General features: G+C 47.3%; 18 protein-coding genes. 8 read left to right on the top strand and 10 right to left on the bottom strand.

What is annotated here, in order from left to right; translation table 11 throughout:
- Window positions 1-9: 9 nt before the first annotated feature.
- The 4 genes from P253_RS05715 (at window position 10) to P253_RS05730 (ending at window position 4799) form a co-directional block, all read left to right on the top strand.
- Window positions 10-864 carry an RNA methyltransferase gene (locus P253_RS05715; protein ID WP_016659111.1) on the top strand — a complete coding sequence of 285 codons (855 nt, stop codon included), beginning with the start codon at window positions 10-12 and terminating at the stop codon, window positions 862-864.
- On the top strand, window positions 857-1666 hold the full coding sequence (cysE, locus tag P253_RS05720; RefSeq protein WP_005178800.1) for a serine O-acetyltransferase: 810 nt from the start codon (window positions 857-859) through the stop codon (window positions 1664-1666). Before P253_RS05715 ends, cysE begins: the two co-directional genes overlap by 8 nt.
- A gap of 107 nt (window positions 1667-1773) precedes the next feature.
- Window positions 1774-2682 carry an ABUW_2363 family tetratricopeptide repeat lipoprotein gene (locus tag P253_RS05725; RefSeq protein WP_016659112.1) on the top strand — a complete coding sequence of 303 codons (909 nt, stop codon included), beginning with the start codon at window positions 1774-1776 and terminating at the stop codon, window positions 2680-2682.
- 113 nt (window positions 2683-2795) lie between these two features.
- On the top strand, window positions 2796-4799 hold the full coding sequence (locus P253_RS05730) for an esterase/lipase family protein (protein WP_016659113.1): 2004 nt from the start codon (window positions 2796-2798) through the stop codon (window positions 4797-4799).
- A gap of 76 nt (window positions 4800-4875) precedes the next feature.
- On the opposite strand, the gene P253_RS05735 is transcribed toward P253_RS05730, so the two are convergent.
- Window positions 4876-5949: a maleylacetate reductase gene (locus P253_RS05735; protein ID WP_016659114.1), complete on the bottom strand. Its 1074-nt coding sequence runs from the start codon at window positions 5947-5949 to the stop codon at window positions 4876-4878.
- Window positions 5950-6251: 302 nt separating this feature from the next.
- Here P253_RS05735 and mutS point away from each other — a divergent pair, with 302 nt between their 5' ends.
- The 4 genes from mutS to P253_RS05755 all read left to right on the top strand — a co-directional run bounded on the left by mutS (window position 6252) and on the right by P253_RS05755 (window position 11065).
- Window positions 6252-8885 (top strand): DNA mismatch repair protein MutS, encoded by a 2634-nt coding sequence (gene mutS / locus P253_RS05740; protein WP_035363218.1) that lies wholly within the window; start codon window positions 6252-6254, stop codon window positions 8883-8885.
- 205 nt (window positions 8886-9090) lie between these two features.
- Window positions 9091-9414 (top strand): ferredoxin FdxA, encoded by a 324-nt coding sequence (gene fdxA, locus P253_RS05745; RefSeq protein WP_005178805.1) that lies wholly within the window; start codon window positions 9091-9093, stop codon window positions 9412-9414.
- A 130-nt stretch (window positions 9415-9544) separates the two neighbouring features.
- Window positions 9545-10267, top strand: a complete 723-nt coding sequence (locus P253_RS05750; RefSeq protein WP_005178806.1) for a D-Ala-D-Ala carboxypeptidase family metallohydrolase — start codon at window positions 9545-9547, stop codon at window positions 10265-10267.
- 132 nt (window positions 10268-10399) lie between these two features.
- Entirely contained in the window at window positions 10400-11065 is a 666-nt protein-coding gene (locus P253_RS05755; RefSeq protein WP_016659116.1) for an O-methyltransferase, read from the top strand.
- Between the two features lie 142 nt (window positions 11066-11207).
- Here P253_RS05755 and P253_RS05760 read toward each other — a convergent pair whose 3' ends face one another.
- The 9 genes from P253_RS05760 to lptC all read right to left on the bottom strand — a co-directional run bounded on the left by P253_RS05760 (window position 11208) and on the right by lptC (window position 20340).
- Window positions 11208-12050 (bottom strand): universal stress protein, encoded by an 843-nt coding sequence (locus P253_RS05760; RefSeq protein ID WP_005178808.1) that lies wholly within the window; start codon window positions 12048-12050, stop codon window positions 11208-11210.
- Window positions 12051-12186: 136 nt separating this feature from the next.
- The gene (locus tag P253_RS05765; RefSeq protein WP_005178809.1) at window positions 12187-12804 is read right to left on the bottom strand and encodes an acyltransferase; all 618 of its coding nucleotides are present in this window, start codon (window positions 12802-12804) and stop codon (window positions 12187-12189) included.
- Complete coding sequence (locus P253_RS05770) at window positions 12797-13396, bottom strand: IMPACT family protein (RefSeq protein ID WP_016659117.1); 600 nt, start codon at window positions 13394-13396, stop codon at window positions 12797-12799. Before P253_RS05770 ends, P253_RS05765 begins: the two co-directional genes overlap by 8 nt.
- 102 nt (window positions 13397-13498) lie before the next feature.
- Window positions 13499-14683, bottom strand: a complete 1185-nt coding sequence (locus P253_RS05775) for a beta-barrel domain-containing protein (protein WP_005178811.1) — start codon at window positions 14681-14683, stop codon at window positions 13499-13501.
- On the bottom strand, window positions 14680-16818 hold the full coding sequence (locus P253_RS05780) for a type I secretion system permease/ATPase (protein WP_016659118.1): 2139 nt from the start codon (window positions 16816-16818) through the stop codon (window positions 14680-14682). The genes P253_RS05775 and P253_RS05780 overlap by 4 nt, the downstream gene beginning before the upstream one ends.
- Window positions 16815-18356, bottom strand: a complete 1542-nt coding sequence (locus P253_RS05785; RefSeq protein ID WP_016659119.1) for a TolC family outer membrane protein — start codon at window positions 18354-18356, stop codon at window positions 16815-16817. The genes P253_RS05780 and P253_RS05785 overlap by 4 nt, the downstream gene beginning before the upstream one ends.
- Window positions 18357-18498: 142 nt before the next feature.
- Window positions 18499-19242, bottom strand: coding sequence for an LPS export ABC transporter ATP-binding protein (gene lptB, locus P253_RS05790; RefSeq protein WP_005178814.1), 744 nt, complete (start codon window positions 19240-19242; stop codon window positions 18499-18501).
- A complete protein-coding gene (gene lptA, locus P253_RS05795; protein ID WP_005178815.1) occupies window positions 19242-19808 on the bottom strand; it encodes a lipopolysaccharide transport periplasmic protein LptA in 567 nt (188 codons plus the stop codon). Before lptA ends, lptB begins: the two co-directional genes overlap by 1 nt.
- Window positions 19798-20340: an LPS export ABC transporter periplasmic protein LptC gene (gene lptC, locus P253_RS05800; protein ID WP_016659120.1), complete on the bottom strand. Its 543-nt coding sequence runs from the start codon at window positions 20338-20340 to the stop codon at window positions 19798-19800. Before lptC ends, lptA begins: the two co-directional genes overlap by 11 nt.
- Window positions 20341-20374: the final 34 nt, after the last annotated feature.

Here is a 20374-nt window from a genome sequence, read left to right on the forward strand (position 1 = left end):
GGACCTTGTATGAGTCAAGTCGACAATGCTGCCTTGTCAGCACATCTCTCCCATGTGCTTATTGTCATGGTCAATACCACTCTGCCCGCCAATATCGGCAGCGCCTTACGCGCCATGAAAACCATGGGCCTGTCCAAACTGGTGCTGGTCGCACCGAAGACCTATCCGCATCCGGATATTGACGCACTGGCGGCCGGTGCCACCGATCTGATTGAACAGATTGAAATTGTCGACACCCTGGAACAGGCCATTCAGGACTGTCATCTGGTGTTTGGTACCAGTGCGCGCAGCCGCACCATTCCCTGGCCGCTGCTGGATGTCCGCCCGGCTGCGGAAAAAGCCATGCAGGCCGTCACGGCATCGCATCAGGAAATTGCGGTGATTTTTGGCCGTGAAGATCGTGGTCTGACCAATGAAGAACTGGCCCTAGCCAATTACCATGTCACCATTCCGGTGAATAGCGATTACGGCGTGTTAAACGTGGCCCAGGCCATTCAGATTATCTGTTATGAAATGCGGATGGCAGCCATGGCCCGGGTAGAACAGCAGCCAGACCCTAAAGCCACCATGCAGGTTCTTGATGGTATCGAAATGGAATGGGATGAGCCTCTGGTGACCCATGCCCAGATGGAACAGTTCTATCCGCATATTGAAAAAATGCTGGCCGAGATTGAATTTATGGATCCGAAAAATCCAAGATTATTACCTTTGCGCTTGCGTCGGCTTTTTGGACGTATACAATTAGATCGTATGGAATATCACTTATTACGTGGCATTTTTAGTCGCGTACAGGCATTGAATAACGGTTCATGGAAAAAATCATCAACAACATCGACACAGGACGAGGATCAAGATAATGCTTAAACAGCTCAAAGAAGATATACAAGCTGTCTTTGCGCGCGATCCTGCTGCACGCAATACCTTGGAAGTCTTAACCACCTATCCCGGCATTCATGCCCTGATCATGCATCGGGTTGCACATGAACTCTGGAACAAAGACTGCAAGGGTTCGGCGCGCCTGCTGTCTTCATTTAGCCGCTTTGCCACCGGTATTGAAATTCATCCAGGTGCGAAAATTGGTCGCCGTTTTTTTATTGACCACGGTATGGGTGTGGTGATTGGTGAAACAGCCGAAATTGGTGATGATGTGACCCTGTATCATGGCGTGACCCTTGGGGGGACCACATGGAACAAAGGCAAACGTCACCCGACTTTAGAAGATGGCGTGATTGTTGGTGCTGGCGCGAAAATTCTCGGGCCATTTACCGTGGGTAAAAATGCCAAAGTCGGTTCCAATGCAGTGGTGACCAAAGCGGTACCGGCCAATACCACCGCGGTCGGCAATCCGGCGCGTTTTATTACCAAAGATCAGCCGAAAGATGAAGCCGAAGCACGTCGCCGTGACTATGCTGAAAGCATCGGTTTCCAGCCCTATGCGGCCACCCAGGATCAGTCCGATCCGATTCTAGACGGCATGCGGGTCTTGCTAGACCGTATTCAGCACAATGAAAAACGCATGAATACCTTATGCCAACGTCTGTCTTTACTCGACCCAAGCTTTAAAAAGCAGCAGCAAAACGAACAGCCGTTTAGTGCTGAAGAATTAAAAATTATTGAAGATGTGCGCCGTGAATGTGAAGCACAAAGCAGCCAGTCCAAAGCTTAACAACACGGTAACAGCAAACTTCTTGCCTTCTCTTGCATGTTCGTCACAGATTTTTTAGACTGACGAACATGCTCAGCCATTTTAAAATAAATTAACGGATGAATATTATGACGCTTAAGCCTTTGGCATTTGCTCTGATTGCGACCACTTTAGTTTCAGCCTGTTCCACTGCACCAAAACAACAAAACCCAGCCAATGCACCAATTGTGTTTACCGAGCCTGATCTGACCCCTCCATTTTATGCTTTAAATCCGTTTAATTATGATGCACCTCCTCCATTTGAACTGAACCTGCAACAGGCTGCGGCCCAGCCAGTGACTAAAATGGAAGTAACTGCCCCGGATAATCCATCGAAAAAAATTACTTTAGACACCAACCGTCTGATTATTCCGACCATCAACAACAACCAGCGCAGCTTGAAGTTTGCGGTGCTGGCCGGTGAAAATGAAATTGACATCACCGAAATTGATGACTTTTTACAGATGGTCGAAGGTAAAGCACGTCACTATCCACCACGTTTTACTGACCGTCAGGAACGCCGCGGTTTTGAAGCTAAACTCAAAGAAGTCACCCAACAACTGGACAACCTGGCGGTACAGGAAAATGCCTCTTTTGATGTGCTGATTCGTGCCTTTAAAGCCAGCGTAATGGCACGTAACCTGGACTTAGGTTCAATTTATACCACCCGTTCTCTGGCTTATGCACAGCGCATCCTGAAAATTAACAAGGAAGATGCCGAAGCCAATTTCTGGTTTGGTTTTGCCCTGTCTGAAGGTGGCGGTCATCGTGAAGCAATTTCTTATTTAGATAAAGCCATGAAGGCTGGCGTACAGGAAGCCTATCTGGCTGCTGCCAACAACTATATTGCTTTAGAGCAGAAGAAAAATGCGGTACAGACCTTGAAAAACTACAAGATCAAGTATCCGCAAGAAGCAGCTGTGGCCGACCGTTTAATTACTGAAATTGAAAAACAGGGCCGCTGGAATGTCTGGCAAATCATGACACCGAAGGCTTAAGCCCGGTGCAAGAAAAAATAGGTCATGTTAGATGGCCTATTTTTTTGTCAATTGAAAAAACCAAGAAATTCAGTATGATTAAAAAAAACTTATAAAATACGATGCGAATTCACATGACCACTATGAAGTATAAGATGATGCTGGCCACCGCGCTCAGCAGTTCCATTCTCGTTGGCTGCCAAACGGTCAGTGTTAAACAGCAAGCATTAAATGTCAGCATTGCCAATGAACGGGAAAGTATTTTATCTCGTGACCGCTTGAGCGAGGCCAGCCTCAATGTCTTGTCCATGACTGGCCGTGAAGCGCAAATCTGTACCGAAAACCCGAAACAGTGTATTGATGAACTGAAGCAGATTCCGGAAATTCTGGATGAACAGCTGCTGTCCACTGCCAGCGAAGTTTATCTGGCCAAAGCCATGCAACTGGCCGATTCTTCCAATTGTAAAATCGGAATTTTAAGCAAACATCAGTCTGAAGAAAAACAGCAATTACAGCAGCAGAACTATCAAAAATGCCTCGACCAGCAGCTGTTTATGCTGGATAAAAGTATCCGTTATAGCTATGCCTATATGTTCAAAACCGAACGGGCGCCACAAGACCGGATTTTTGACAACCGTCAGGTACAAATCCGCGACTTTTATAATCAGGCCATTGCCAAACTGGTGTCCAGCTATACCCTGCGCTATCAGCCGGATGTGGTGGCCAGCCAGATTCAGGTCGGTGAAAGTACCTATCATATTGACTTCAATTATTTTCCAACCTTAAAACAGCAAAAAATCGAGCAGTTAAGAGCCACCTATGACCTGAACTTTTCAGGCTTGCGCTCCATTACCCGTCGTGATGGTTTTGGCTCGGAATTTCTGGTCATTCTGCCGGAGCAACGCGCAGATCAGCCAGAGAAAGCCCGTTATATTATTGATCCTTTAAGCCATCGTTATCCAAACAATCAGAATCCGAATATCCATCAGGCCCGTTATCTGGCGGCAACCCTGGTGGCTGAACCGCAGCAGTTTGGCAATGTAGAGGATATCCTGAACAAGGATTTTCGCCTGCGCGCCTATGATCCCTATAAATATGAACAGGCCCGCATTGCCAATAAAAACTATCCGCTGGCGGCTAATTTTTCTGCGCCTTATGGACTGTGGCTGGCGGAAAATAATCTGCAGAAATCGGCTTATCTGTCACTGATTGACCGTGATGACAAGCTGACCATGCCGCATTTATATTTTCTGGAACCATATAATCCGAATAAAAAAGTGCTGGTTTTGGTGCATGGTCTGGCCAGTAGTCCGGAAGCCTGGATTCGCTTAACCAACGATATTATGGGTGATCCAGTGTTACGCGAGCATTATCAGGTCTGGCAGGTGTTTTATTCGACCAATATGCCAATTATTGAAAGCCGTTTCCAGATTCATGCTCTATTGACCCAAGCCTTCCAGCAGGTCAATCCCAAAGCCGCGGCGAAAAAAGATGCGGTGCTGGTCGGCCACAGTATGGGCGGGATTATTGCCCGACTCCTGGTCAGTGATGCCGATGTGTCCAAAGAAGCCCTGTCGATGATGAGTGGCCGACAACTGGCCAAATACCGCCGTATTCCCGTGATTCAGCAGCGCCTGATTATGCAGGATATTCCTAACTTTAACCGGGCAATTTTCTTGGCCGCTCCGCACCGCGGCACCGAATATGCCGATCGCTGGTTTACCAAAGTGGCGCGTAAAATTATCCGTTTACCGGGGGCATTTTTAAATGCGGCCACCGATTCATTGTTAAATGAAGACCCGAGCCTGAAAGATCTGGTCAATGAACTAGATAAAGGCCTGATTCAAAATGGCCCAAGCGATTTAAGCCATCAATCCAAATTTATTGCCTTAACTCAAGATATTCAGCCACGTAAAGGACTGAAATATCATAGTATTATGGGCAATACCAGTCAGAGTAACGACCCTGCTCTCATCACCGATGATATTGTGGCCTATGAAAGTGCGCATCTGAAACAGGCCCAGTCTGAAAAAATTATTACCGGCGGCCACTCGATTCAGGAAACTCCAGAAGCAGTGTTGGAACTGCGCCGGATTTTACGCTTACACTTGCAGGAGCTGGGTTTATATAAACCTTAACCTGCCAATAAAAAACCGAAGCCTTCAACCGCTTCGGTTTTTTTATCTCTGGAAGATGGCTACATATTGCTATGTATTAAAGTGTGGCAGGAGGCAAACCGGCATAAGCCTGCAGCAACAGCTGCTTTAATTCATCATCGTCATATTCACGCGGATTATAATACGGCGAATCACAAATCATCCGGGCAATGTCCGCCGGGGCGTGTTCCGGTAACCCTAAGTCTTTTAAAGCCAGAGGAATCTGCAGGCGCTGGTTTAATTGATAGATAAAACGGCCCAGCTCCTCCCGACTGTCAACACCCAGTGCAGCGGCCAGTTGATCCATCGCCTGTACATCGGCATGGCGGTTATAGTGCACCGAATAGGCCAGCATAATCGCGTGGGTTTGCGCATGAGGCAGGTTAAAGGTGCCCCCTAGGCTATGACAGATTTTATGGTGAATCGCCATACCGACCGAACCCAGACAAATCCCAGCCAGCCACGCGCCATAGCTGACCTGTTCACGCAGTTGAATATCGTTCGGATGCTGTACCAGTTCCGGTAAAGCGGTGGCCAGACAGCGAATCGCCTCCAGCGCCATCAGGCTAATCACCGGATTTTTATTTTCTGCATACAAAGCCTCCACCGCATGCGCCATGGCATTCATGCCCGAACAGGCAGAAATCTCTGTCGGCAGATTCAGGTTAAGCGCTGGATCATAAATCACGATTTTCGGTAACACCTGTGCAGCTTTGCCGGTGGTTTTCAGCTGATTTTCCGTAATACCATATACCGGGGTCATTTCACTGCCCGCATAGGTGGTCGGAATTGCCACAATTGGCAGATGGGTGTCCAGTGCAATGGCTTTGGCTAAACCAATAGCCGAACCGCCACCCAAAGCCAGACAGCAATCCACCTGTAATTCTTGTGCTGCCTGAACCGCCTGCCCTGCCACCTCTGCCGGCACGTGCATTACCGCATGAGCATAAACCGTAACGGTCAAATCACCAAGTTGCCGGGCCAGCTGCTCAGCGGCCTTCTGCTGGCCGGGCGTGGCAATCAGCAGAATCTTGTGATAACCGGCCTGCTTGAGAATATCCTGCGTGCGCTTGGCTTCCCCCGCACCAAAATACACCTGTACTGGCAAAGCCTGATAATAGAATTTGGGCATCATGGGCTCATCTTCATGTTGTTCTTTACCCCAGTATAGAGTGCCTCTGCTGCAATCTTCATCAGCTGTATTGCTCGCTTAATTTTCTCCGCCATAAGCTGCTCAGTTTCAGCACAGATTTTCCAGAATCGGTTTTTTCCGCCTAGCTAAATTTGTTAAGATGAAGCGCTTGTTGGGTCGTCAACAGCATCGACGTGCAGGATTTAAACACGATGTTTTATCTGCTCCAGCTGGCCTAAATGACATCCACGCGGTGAAAGCCATTCCAACACCCATGCGTTAATTGAAGGAACTGAATGTACATGAACATGCAAGAAATTGTGGCTGACTTATCTTCGCATACCCCGATGATGCAACAATATTTAAAAGTGAAGATACAACATCCACATTCTTTAATGTTTTATCGAATGGGTGATTTCTACGAATTATTTTTTGATGATGCGCACAAGGCGGCCAAACTGTTAGGCATTACCCTGACCCATCGCGGTAAGGCCAATGGCCAGCCAATTCCGATGGCCGGCGTGCCCTATCATTCTGCCGAAGGTTATCTGGCGCGACTAGTCAAAAAAGGCGAAACCGTGGTGATCTGCGAGCAAATTGGCGAGGTAACTGGCAAAGGCCCGGTGGAACGTGGCGTAGTACGGATTATTACCCCCGGCACACTCACCGATGATGCCCTGCTCAATAGCTATCAATCTTCCAATCTGGTCGCGCTCTGTTTACAGCAGAACCAGATCGGGATTGCACTGCTAGATTTAAGTGCCGGTATTTTCAAGGTCCAGCAGCAGGAGTATCAACCGGAACAGCTGGCGATTGAACTGTCGCGTCTCATGCCAAGCGAAATTGTGGTCGATGAAGATATTGTCGATCCGAATATCATCGAGTCTGTTAAAAAACAGCTGGATTGCCCGGTTACCAAACGTCCAAATGTCGATTTTAACCTGAATAATGCCCAGAAAACCCTGTGTGACCAGCTAGGCGTAGCTACCCTATCTGGCTTTGGGATTGATCATTTGCCTTTGGCCAAAGCCGCCGCCGCCGCCTTGATTCACTATGCCAAAGAAACCCAAAGAACGGCGTTGCCGCATATCCGCTCGATTCAGCTGGAACAAAGTAGCGATTTTATTGCGCTAGACCCGGTGACCCGGCGTAATCTGGAACTGATTGAACCTTTATTTGAACACGGCACCTCACTGTTTCAGCTGATTAATGACTGCCAGACCGCGATGGGTGGTCGTCTACTTAGCCGCACCTTAATGCAACCGCTACGTGATACCGCACTGCTGGATGCAAGGCTGGATGCGACCGAAGCGATTTTAACCGGTTATCACGATGCACCAATTCGTCTGGTACTGAAAGAAATTAGTGATATTGAACGTGTGCTGAGCCGGGTCGCTTTAGGCAGTGCGCGCCCACGTGATCTGGTGCAGCTGCGTCAGGCCTGTGCCCAGATTCCGTATTTACGTCATGCCGTGCAGCCGATTGTCAGTGCCGGCCAATCCAAATATTTACAACAGCTGAATGAAGAACTGGGCGATTTTCAGGGCCTTTACCAGCGTTTAATGGCGGCCATTGTGGAACAGCCACCGGTGTTGCTGCGTGATGGTAATGTCATTGCCGAAGGCTTTGACAGCGAGCTGGATGAGTTACGTCAAATCCGTGATCATGCCGGCCAGTTCCTGATTGATCTGGAAATTCAGGAGCGTGAACGTACTGGCATCAACACGCTTAAAATTGGCTATAACCGCGTTAGTGGCTACTATATTGAACTGTCCCGTGCGCAGGCTGAACAGGCACCGGAGCATTATATTCGCCGTCAGACCTTAAAAAATGCCGAGCGTTATATCACCCCAGAACTGAAAAGTTTTGAAGACAAAGTATTATCGAGTGAATCACGCGCGCTGGCACGGGAAAAAATGCTGTTTGAAATGCTGCTGGATGAGCTGCGTCAGGACATTGGCAATTTGCAGATGATGAGCAGCGCCATTGCCCAGATTGATGTGCTGGCCAACTTTGCCCATCAGGCCCGCCTGAAAAACTGGACCCGTCCGGAATTTTCACCGGAAATTGGAGTCAAGATTGTCGCCGGCCGTCATCCAGTGGTGGAAGCCTTGAGCAAAACCGCATTTACCCCAAATGACACCACACTGGATTTTAACCATCGTATGGCAATTATTACCGGGCCGAATATGGGCGGTAAATCGACCTTTATGCGCCAGACCGCACTAATTGCCCTGCTTGGCTATTGTGGCAGTTATGTGCCGGCTCAAGCTGCGGTGCTAGGTCCGATTGACCGGATTTTCACCCGGATTGGTTCGGCCGATGACCTGTCTACCGGTAAATCAACCTTTATGGTGGAAATGACCGAAACCTCGCAAATTCTGCATCATGCCACCAATCAGTCACTGGTGCTGATGGATGAAGTCGGCCGTGGCACCAGTACCTATGATGGCCTGTCCCTGGCCTGGGCCTGTGTGCTGGATTTAACCAAACGGATCAAATGCTTATGCCTGTTCGCTACGCATTATTTCGAGCTGACCGAGCTGGGCAAAGAATCAGGTATTGATAATTATCATGTTACGGCCAAAGAACTCAATAGCAACCTGATTTTACTGCATAAAGTCCAGCAGGGTCCGTCCAGCCAGAGTCATGGTTTGCAGGTGGCCAAACTGGCCGGTATTCCTGCCAATGTGATTAAAGAAGCACAAAATCGCCTGAAGATTCTGGAAAAGCAGTCACATCAGTCGGTACAAAAATCGGTCCAGCATGATTTATTCAGTGAACCGGTGGTAGAAACTGAAGTGATTGAACGGCTTGTCGAAGTTGAAAAACCATCACCGGCCCTCGAAGCCTTACGCCAACTGGATGTCGATAATCTCACCCCACGTCAGGCTCTAGAGCAATTGTATGCCCTGAAAGAGCAGCTAAACGCCTGATTCAAGACTTGAATTTCATATATGGAAAGGCTCTCATTTGAGAGTCTTTTTCATTTATAAGTTTTTTTGATGGTTTTATAGCACTTTTATCAAATTTAGTAGCACTGTCTATATCAAATATCAGTAAAAGCAATTGTTAGTTCACATCATTTTTGCCTAAAATACAGCTTAGTTATTAGAACCATATTTTTAGGTAGCTGTCGCCATGACATTTGTTGTCACTGAAAACTGTATTAAATGTAAATATCAAGACTGTGTAGAAGTATGCCCTGTAGATTGTTTCTATGAAGGTCCAAACTTCCTGGTGATTAACCCGGATGAATGTATTGACTGCGCACTGTGTGAACCTGAGTGTCCAGCCAATGCGATTTTCTCGGAAGATGAGCTACCAGAAGGTCAGGAAGTATTTATCGAGCTGAATGCTGAACTGGCAGAAAAATGGCCAAATATCACGCAAATTGGTGAACAGCCTGCTGACCGTGAAGAATGGAATGGTAAGCCGGACAAATTACAATACTTAGAAAAGTAATTTTAAAAAGATCAGCAAAAGCTGATCTTTTTTTATACCTAAAACACACATTTGATTGCAATATTTTCAATTTTTACCGAAGCTTTTAGATTAGAATGCTTAGGATTTTAGTAAACGTTTGATTTGCATAATGACGCAATTTCTCAAGGCGGTGCTCTCGCTCAGCATCGTGCCCCTGATCATGCTCGGATGTACAACCACACCGCAGAAAGGGAAAACGATTCATTCGCCTGATGGAAAACGGATTTATATCCCACAAGAAAAAATCAGCTATGAACGCAAGGTCGCACCAAAAGTGGTGCCCTATGCCTATAACAGCTGGATTGCCGTGACCGATAACCTGCGCCAGGTCCGCGAATATGAAAAATTCCTGAATGCTGAAGGCGTCGGCAATATTATTCCAAGTTTTGAATTACTGCGCACCGCACGTGACTGGCAAAAATGTGGCCGCTCGCAATACATGGTGCCCAACCGCGAATTATGGCGCAATCAGATTCCAACCTTAAAAGTCTTTAAATATCTGGTTGCCTCCAAAGTCCTGACCGATTTTGAAGTCACTTCAGTCTATCGCGATTTACCGCTGAACCAGTGCGCCGGTGGTGCCAGTTCCTCACGGCATTTATATAATTCCGCTATTGATTTCCGGATTGGGCCGGAATTTCCACAGCCGCAAGATTATGCCTTTATTGAAAATACCAAGTTCAGACTGTGCCAGTTCTGGACCCAGTATGGTCAAAGCCTGAATATGGGCTTGGGACTGTATGCTTCAGGGCAAATCCATATTGATACGCAGGGCTATCGTACCTGGGGACCGGATTTAAGCCGCTATTCGTCAATGTGCTATTACGAATAAATCCGGATCTGAATACGGAGGTGCTGCGGCACCTCTTTTTATGTCTATTAATTCTGCAACTCTCCCGATAAAAATTGCACTCTAGGGGGAAAAGTTTAAAATGCATGCATTGCAACAAAGGTGCCCCCGACTATGAAACAAATGTGGACCGACCTCGACCACTACATCGAAACACATTTAATTCCTGAAGATCCGATTCTGACCCAAACCTTAAAACATACCGATGATCGGGGTTATCCGGATCACCTTGCTGTTGCGCCCAACCAGGGCATGTTGTTACAGATGTTAATTCAGATGAACGGCTGTAAACGTATTCTGGAACTTGGTACCTTTGCTGCCTATAGCACCATGTGGCTGGCGCGTGCCTTGCCGGAAGATGGCTATATTCTGACTATTGAAGGTCGTGATGCACACGCCGCCGTGGCACAGGAAAATATTGATCAGGCCAAGCTGAAACAGACTATTGATTTGCGTGTGGGCCGCGCCGCCGATATTTTAAAAAGCCTGCCAGCTGATACTGCCCCGTTTGACTTTATTTTTATTGATGCGGATAAACAGAGCTATCCGGAATATCTGGAACTGAGCCTGAATCTGTCACGCTCCGGTACCTTAATTTTTCTGGACAATGTAATTCGCGCCGGTGACATCATCAATCCGGACAATCACAAGCCCAGCATTGAAGGCATTCGCAAGATGTTTAAGCTAATGCAGGAGCATCCACGTTTATTGTCTTCAACTGCCTTACAAACGGTAGGCAGCAAAGGGCATGATGGCTTTGCCTTGGCCATCGTTAAATAAGGCCCAAACAGAACAAAAAACACACAAAATAATATTTATTTTATTTTTTATAAACTTACATATACTGTCCATATAGTTATCCACAATAAATGCGGATAACCTTGGACAGTAATTCATCAGATGCGTGTAAGATATTTGGGCTTTATTTCACCACCAGTAACGGCACATTGGAATTCCGGAAAATGGTGGTGGTAATACTGCCTAAGAAAAACTGATGGATTTTGCTGTGGCTAAAGGCCCCAAGCAAAATTAGCTGAATACCATGTTCACGCTGATAATCCAGAATATTCTCCGCCACATCTCCATAACGATATTCCACCACCACATCTAAACCAGCGGCTTTTAAATACTGGGTCGGTTCATTTAATATTTCCGGATGATCACCCACATACAGCAAATGACATTGCAGCAGACGCAGCAAATCACTTTGGGTGATGCGCTTCATGATTTTTAAGCAGGTTGGTGAATATTCATAAGCGAAAATAAAACGGGTTGGCGGTTTAAACTGCTCGCCCACCGTCATAACGGCACAATTGGCTCCGCGGATAAAGTTTTCGACATTACTGCCCAGGGCTTTATTGCGTTCGGCGGAACGCTCCCCGACCCGGCCAATAACCGCAATATCATCTTCTTGTAAGACATTAAAACTTTGTTCAAGAAAATCGCCTTTTTCCTGAATCTGGGTCGGCACAATATTATATTTTTGCTGCACCATCTCGGAAATATGACGCAGCAGATTATTGCTATATTCCAGCGCAATGTCGCTCTGTTTCTGTTCCAGCTCGGCCAGTTCCTTCAATAACATGGCATTGCTTTCAAAACCAATGACCCCGCTAATTTCACCTAAGTGATAACTGGCCGGATAATAGTCCAGCACCTGTAACAGCACCAGTTCCCGCTGGGTCTGCTTGGCTATCCACGCTGCGGCTTCCGCGAGTGCATTGATACAGGGTGAAGAATCAATACAGGCAATTACTCGTTTCATTGTCGCCTCTCTTGTTGCCTGTCTGCCAGGCTTTCGTTTTAATTGTTATCTAAAACTTAGCATAAGTCCTCAGCGGATGACATGACAAAATGTAAATAAAACACAGACATTTGAAGATAGAGAGCTATGTATGAGATTAATCACGATAACGAATCAAACGTGCCGGATTCCCCGCGACAATGGCCCGGCTTTCAATATCTTTGGTGACCATGCTGTGCATGCCGACAACCGCATGGGCGCCAATTTTAATACCATCCTTAACGCCGACATGAGCACCCAGCCAGACATCGCGTTCAATTTCAATGCCCTGCGAACGCACCGGCTGCTGGTAAATCGGCTGAGCCAAATCCATGCCATGATCAAAGGCATATAAATGGCAATAGGCGGCAATACGCACCTGATCGTGAATCTTAATCCCGACCCGGCCCCCATCTAGAATACTATGATGATTAATTGCCACTTCACTGCCAATGTCCAGCGGGCCATGCAAGGTACAATCTGCAGCAATGAAGGTATTATCCCCAATAATAATTTTACGTCCCGGTTCGGCAAAAATATGCGCCAGCGGTGAAATAAAGCAGTTCTCGCCAATTTCTACCGTTTCCATCTCCATCAAATAGGCCTGATAGTCTTTTTGCCAGGCTTCGGCCCAGACCCGGTTTTTCGGTTTCAGCGACCAGTACAGCCATGGCATATAATTCAGCCGATGTTTATGCTGTTCCCGATATTTCAGCAAAGGATCATGTTCAGTCATCTGCTGGCTCCTCCATGACTTTGAGCTGTTCCCGGCCGCGGGTAACGTCCTGAATTTTTAAGGCCAAAGGCTCAATCTGATGCACCTGTAATAAGGCATTGACTTGCACGCCATCTGCCCCGTACTGTTCCTCAAACTCGATATTCTGGCTATTCAGTTCATATTGGAAAATGGCCCATTCATTAAACTGGCACTGAAACTCGACTTTTTTCTTTTCAATCAGTTCAATTTTTTCTGCCAGCAACAGACATTGCCCAGCACACCCCCCATAAGCGCGCACCAGACCACCGGTGCCAAGTTTAATCCCGCCATACCAGCGATTGACCAGCACCAGCACATTGGTCAGCTCATTGCCCTCAATGGTGGCCAGAATAGGTCGGCCGGCAGTGCCAGAAGGTTCACCATCATCATTAAAACGCACCTGATGGCCAATTTTCCATGCCCAGCATTGATGGGTGGTGGTCAGGTCTTTGTTGGCTTCCAGAAAATCTTTAACCGCCTGTTCGTTTTCTACCGGTACGGCAATGGCCTCAAAACGGCTCTTTTTAATGTCTTCTTCAAAGCGAACAAGGGAGGCAATGGTAAATGGCATAACACAGCTAAAATGCAATAATCTCTGAAATTATAACGTGTTTTCAGGCAAATTTTGGCAATAAAAAACCTCCCAAACTGGGAGGTTATGTTGAGTTGACGATTAACGCTCGCGTAATGCTTCCTGGGCCTTGTTAAACGGTTTAATCAGATAATCCAGTACGGTTTTAGAACCAGTTTTAATATCAACCGTGGCCACCATTCCGGGGGTAATACTGAACTGCTGGCCAGATTTATTGGTCAGTTTATCGGTATCAGTCCGGATATAAACCCGATAATAAAACTGGTCCTGCTTGACTTCATCACGGATGGTATCCGGTGAAATCACCGTGACCTTACCCTTTAAACCGCCATAGATCGAATAATCATAGGCGGTAATTTTGACCAGTGCTTCCTGGTCTGGGCGAATAAATGCAATATCTCGCGGCGAGATCCGCGCTTCAATTAACAGCTGTTCATCTAAAGGCACAATGGTCATTAACTTGCCATTTTGCGGTACGACCCCGCCAATGGTCATCACATCAATTTCCTTGACCACACCCCGTACCGGCGACTTGAAGACTGTGCGGTTCAAGGTGTCGGACTTGCCACGTACCACCTGTTGCTGGGTCTGTACATCGGTACTGGACTTGGACAGCTCTTCACGCGCTTTGACATAATACTGGTTACGAATATCATTCATCTGGTTACGCAGGTCATTGGCCTCGCGTTTCAGACGCAGCACTTCCACCTCACTGGCCGCACCTTTGGCCACCAAGGGTTCAGTCATACGCAATTCCTGCTCGACCAGCACCAGAGCCTGCCGTAAACCGGCCAGCGATTCTTCTAAGTTGGCCCGGCGCGAATTGTATAAAGCAGTTTCCTGCTGTACCAGTTTTGGCTCTTTCAGCACTTCTTCCGGAAAAACCAGAGGTGTGCCATTTACTTCAGCGCGTAACCGGGCCGAAGTCGCCAAGGAAGATACCAGCAAAGATTCCGATTCCCCCACATTAGAAGCAAACCGGGTCGGGTCCAGCTGGGCCAGCACCTGCCCACGGTTAACAATTTCCCCTTCGCGGACATTCAAGGTGGTGAGAATCCCGCCTTCTAAGGACTGTACCACCTGCTCTTTCGAAGATGGCACCACTTTACCAGTGCCGGTGGATACTTCTTCCAGCTTGAACAGCCAGGCCCAGAGTAGCAAAACTGCCAGTCCAATACAGATAATCCAGATAAACAGACTGGCTTTAGGTAAAGGTGGCTCCAGCTCGGTCACCTGCATTGAACGTTTGCTTAATTGTTCACTCATGACTTCGCTCCTGCCATCTGACGTGGTTGAGATGCAGACTGATTAAGAATCTGATCTCGTGGCCCGTCCATCACAATTTTTCCATCATTGACCACAATAATCCGGTCCACCAGCTCTAACACTGCACGGCGATGGGTGGCCACCACCAAAGTCCGGTGCCCAAGCCACATTTTCAAATGATCAATCAGCTGTTTCTCGGAGACATCATCAATTGCAGCCGTCGGTTCATCCAGCAATAAAATATTCGGCTGACGCAGCAGCAAACGTGCCAGCAGCAAGGCCTGTTTCTGGCCGCCAGAGAACCCCACACCACCTTCCAGAATCAGATGGTCCAGTCCTTCTTTCTTTTCCTGCACAAAAGCCAACGCGCCGGTAATTCGAAGTGCCTGTAAAATATCGTCATCATTGGCCAATGGTGCACCCAAAGTCAGGTTTTCCCGTACCGTGCCAAAAAACAGATGTGCATTCTGATTCAAGAGGCCCATATCACGGCGTACATCAGCAGGATCAATCAGGCCCAACTCTACGCCATCGAGTTTAATTTTGCCCTGATTCGGGGTTTGCATGCCGGAAAAAAGCTGCAACAAGGTAGATTTCCCGGCACCATTCCGGCCCAGAATGGCAATTTTTTCACCAGCTTTAATTTCGAGCTTGGGCACCATCAAGGTCGGTTTAGGATCATCTTCGCCATAGTTAAAGCTGACCCCGCTTAATTCATAATGACCATTTAACACCGGACGATGAATTAAGTGGCTATGTTCCGGCTGATCAACCGGTTTTTTCATTAATTCATCCAGTCCCTGTTTCGCCACTTTGGCCTGTTGTAAACGGCCCAGCACGCCGGAAATCTGTGAAATTGGTGCCAGCATCCGTGAAGATAAAATTGAACAAGCCACCAGAGCACCGGTGGTCATTTCTCCATCCATCACGGCAAAACAGCCGACCAGCACCACAATTGCAAAGGTCAGCCCCTGAATTTTCTGGGTCCAGGCCGTCATCACCCCAACAATTTTACGCTGACGCATGGCAATATCGGCGGAGACTTCATTCATATGATTCCACTGGTTCTGGAAGCGGGCTTCGGCGCGTAATAACTTGATGTCTTCAATGCCCTGTACCGATTCCACCAGCATGGCATTGCGGATTGCCCCTTCACGCATCCCCTCATTAGCCAGTTTAGCCAGAGGCTTTTGCGCCAGAATGCCGGGAATAATCATGAGCGGTACCACAATCAGCATCACCCAGAACAGGTTCCCGCCAATCACCCAGAACACGCCCAGGAACAGCAGGAAGAAAGGCAAATCAGCGATTGCAGAAATGGTGGTCGACGTCACCAGTTCACGCACCCCTTCTAGTTCACGAATTTGTGAAATAAAGGTCCCGGTCGATTTAGAGCGTTCACTGTTTTTAATCCGTAGCGCATGCCCATAGACCCGGTCTGAAATACGCAGATCAGCGCGCTTGCCGACAATATCGGAGAGATAAATCCGTGCGACCCTTAAACTAAACTCGAAAATGGCCGCAATCAGCACCCCGCCTGCCAATACCCACAAGGTTGGAACCGATTGCGCCGGAATTACCCGGTCATAGACATTCATCGAAAACAGGATGGTGGCCAGTGCCAGAATATTGGCCATCAGGGAGGCAAACATTACATCGATATAACGTTTCCAGTCCCGTAGCACAATTGACCAGAACCAGTTATCTTCATAGGGTTTGACATATTCATCTACCCGCGCATCGGGAACCGATTTTTCCGGGCGCAGGATATAGACATGCCACACATGCTCCGCCAAAGTATCGCTGGCCAGCGTTTGTGATAAACCCTGATCGCCACTGAACTGAATGCTCAGGTTGCCTTCGGCATCGACCTTGTCAATTACGCCCACCTGACCATCCTGGAATTCAACCAGTACCGGCAAACGCCAGGGATTGATCACCTCGGCGCTAAAGTCGGTTTTGCGCAGACTTAGGCCCACCTGACGGGCGATCAGATTTAAAATATCATCAATGTTCTGGTTCGGATTCCAGTCCAGCTGCAAGCGGATACGTTCTGCGGATGGTTCAATCCGGTAATGCTTGGCAATGCTCAGCACTGCTTGAAGCCACGGTTGATAATTTATTTTAGTACTCATGGCTGAACTTCAAACCCCTGAATGGATATATGGTTTAAATCATAAATATCGCGTGTCCGTCCGGTAATGGAGATATAGCGCGCAATGGCGGCATAAATATCAAAACGCGTATTTTCAATTTCCTGGGCGGCACTATGAATTGCCTGTTCGGCATTCAGTAAATCGACAGCTGAGCGCGTGCCTAATTTATATTGTTCCTGATACAGCTCTTTGGTCTGGATGGTGGTGGCCTGACGCTTGACCAGAATATTCATCTGGCGCTGCTTGTTCTGGATTTCTTCACGCAGCATGCGGGTTTCATCCAGCACCTCTAGATACACACTATTGACCCGTGCCTTGGCCGCTTCTTCTGCATAACTGGCCGCCCGGGTTTGTGACGCAATTGCGCCGCCCTGATAAAAGTTGCTATTGGCTTCCAGCATGATCGAATTATAGAGGCCATCATCTTCATTGTTATTCGGATTACGACCATTGATGGCCTGACTTATAGAACCTTTCACATTTAAAGTGGGATAAGCACTTAAACGTGATTGCTGCTTGCGTAATTTGGCCACTTTAACTTCAGCCTGAGCAGCCATTAGTCCGGGAATCTGCTGAAAAACCGGCTCTGAATATAATTGCGCCTCTTTCACCAGCCGCTCTGGAATCTGCCAGTTACGCTGATGAACCTCAAACCCGACCAAGGTGCGCAGCTTTTGCTGAAATTGGCGCAGCTGGGTTTGCTGCACAATTAAATTGGCTTCCGCAGCTTCCAGATTGGAACGGGCCTGAATCGGGTCGGCCTGGGTACTAATCCCGGCCTCGGCACGTAAATTGGTGATTTCCGCAATGCGGGCAATCCCCTGAATCTGCTCTTCAGCAATACGGGTAATTTCCTGATAGCGTTTGATATTAATCATGGCATTGGCAGTCTGGTAAGCAATATCATCAATACTGACCAGCACATTGGCCTGCTCTGCGGCCAAACGGGCCTGTTCCAAGTTGACACTGCTTTTGACCTTGCCAAAATCATAAAGCATTTGCGTGGCATTCAGGCTCAGCAGCTGACGGCCGCGCTCGCCTTTGGTCAGGTCTGCTGTGGAAATACCACCAGATAATTGCGGATAATAACCGGACTTCGCCACATCAATACTGGCATTCTGGGCTGCCAAAGTGGAAATGGCCTGGGAAATTTCAGGATGACGCTGAACAGCGGTCCGAATGGTGTCATTAAAACTTAAAGGCTGTTGCACAGAGGATCGGGCTGATGCCGCTGTTTCTGAAACAGATGATGCTGGTACTGCCCGGGGCATTTCCTGAATATTTTGTGTATCGAGCTGAAACTGGCTCAGTTCACTAATACGGACACGAGTAAAATTCTGGTCAGATTGCGGGGTAAATAAACGTGCCACGCTCTGTTGAAGTGTTTGCCGTTCTGAAGTCGTCGTTTCAGCATAAAGCGACTGGCTCAGCAGTCCACTCAGCAATAAAGCCTGCCACAGTAGCGTCTGCCTGAATAATTTATTTTTATGAACTGTTAAGCTCTTGCAACCCATCATTGTCGTCATTCAAACTAATATTTTGAAATATTTTTAAAATTGTAAATGTTTTTAAGCTAGTTTTTTATACTTTTGTTAATTATAAAACGCTTTCAGGATAAAACACATACAACAAATAACAATTATATGTGTTTTTCACCAACTACACCTTAAAATCTTCGCCCAAGTAGACCTGTTTCACAGTTTCATTTTCCAGAATTTCCTGTGGGGTTCCTTCGGCAATCACTGCACCTTCACTGACAATATAAGCACGCTCACAAATTGCCAATGTTTCGCGCACGTTATGATCGGTAATTAATACACCAATTCCGCGATCTTTAAGGGTGCTAATAATATCTTTAATATCCCCGACAGAAATCGGGTCCACCCCGGCAAAAGGTTCATCCAGCAACATAAATTTCGGATCGGCAGCCAGAGCACGGGCAATTTCCGCACGACGTCGCTCACCACCCGATACACTCATGCCCAGTGAATCTTTAATATGGGTAATTTTAAAATCAGCCAGCAGTTCGGTTAAACGCTGCTGACGCTGCTGCTTGTTTAAGTCTTTACGGGTTTCCAGAATCGACATGATATTTTCAGCAATGGTCAGTTTTCTGAAAATTGACGCCTCTTGTGGCAGGTAACCAATGCCTTTGCGCGCACGTTCATGCATGGCCAGGTCAGATAAATCCAGTTCATCCAGATGAATTTCCCCCTTGTCCATACGTACCAAGCCAACCACCATATAGAAGCTGGTGGTTTTACCAGCACCATTTGGGCCAAGCAGTCCAACAATCTGGCCACTTTGCATACAGAAAGAAACATCTTTCACCACCCAGCGCTTACTGTAGTTTTTGGCCAGGTGTTTGATTGTCAGAGTTTGTGGCTGTACGACCTGATCCATTAATCGCGTGCTCCCGGGAATGATTTTGAACTGGATGGTGGAATCACAATCTGTACGCGACCTGAAGATGATCCGGTGTTGTTTGGCGTACCAATGGCTTCAATATCGCCTTTGTTCATACTATAACGCAAGGTATTGCCGCGAATACTGGCCCCATCCTGCTGTAAAAATGCCCCGCCCGACAAAGTAATAATACCGGTTTCCGCATTGTAGACAATTTTCTGCGCCTGACCTTTGGCCAGACCTTTATTCGGGTCAGTCTTTTGCTGGAACTGTGCCGGACTACCATTGGCGGTAATGGTGCTGATTTCTTTTTTACTGTTCAGATTGGCCACAATTGAATTGGCCTGCAAGCGCATTGTGCCCTGCTCGATAATCACATTACCGGTATAGGTGGTAATACCGGTACGCTCATTAAATGTCGCACGGTCAGCCACCAGGGTAATTGGCTGGTTCCGGTCTGAAGGCAAGGCCCAGGCTGTAGCTGAGGACAATACTGCCAAACCTACAAGCGCGGCTTTCTTCAGGAAAGTACGAGGTGTTGCAAGCTTCGGATTAACGTTCATATGTTCCTCGAATATTAAAAAATTCGTATTGACCATCATTCAAATTGGCTTTCAGTCCTTGGCTTACAAATTCAGCTTGTGGAGACTGCACCATCACCTGTTTATCGGTTTCAATTTCCCGACTGTCCGGATAGCCCGTCAATTCTGTCGTCTGCAGTTCTAATTGACCTTGCGCTAAAATTTTGGTGGCACGTACCTGGTCAGATAACACTACTTTTTCATTGTCATTATAGCCATGTGCCTGCTTGGCATAAAAAGTGGCATCAACTTTCCCGTCTTTATACATGGACGCATTCAGGTTCTGTAATTGAGAAGTCTGCTTTTGCATATCCTGCTCTAAACGGTCAACCTGAGCGCGAACATATAAATTCCCCTGTTCATCGGTTTGAGTCAGGTTAATCTGCTCCGCCGTATAGGTCATACTTCTGGAACCCTCGGTATCCAGTTTATTGCCTTTACCGCTGTAATAGTAATAACCGCCACTTACAGCTGCAATTGCAATCGCAGTAATATATAAAACTCGGGTATCCATAAGTGGGGTTTTAACTCAACTCAATCAGAGGAAT

Origin of the sequence: Acinetobacter indicus CIP 110367, assembly GCF_000488255.1 — a bacterium.
Lineage (GTDB): Bacteria > Pseudomonadota > Gammaproteobacteria > Pseudomonadales > Moraxellaceae > Acinetobacter > Acinetobacter indicus.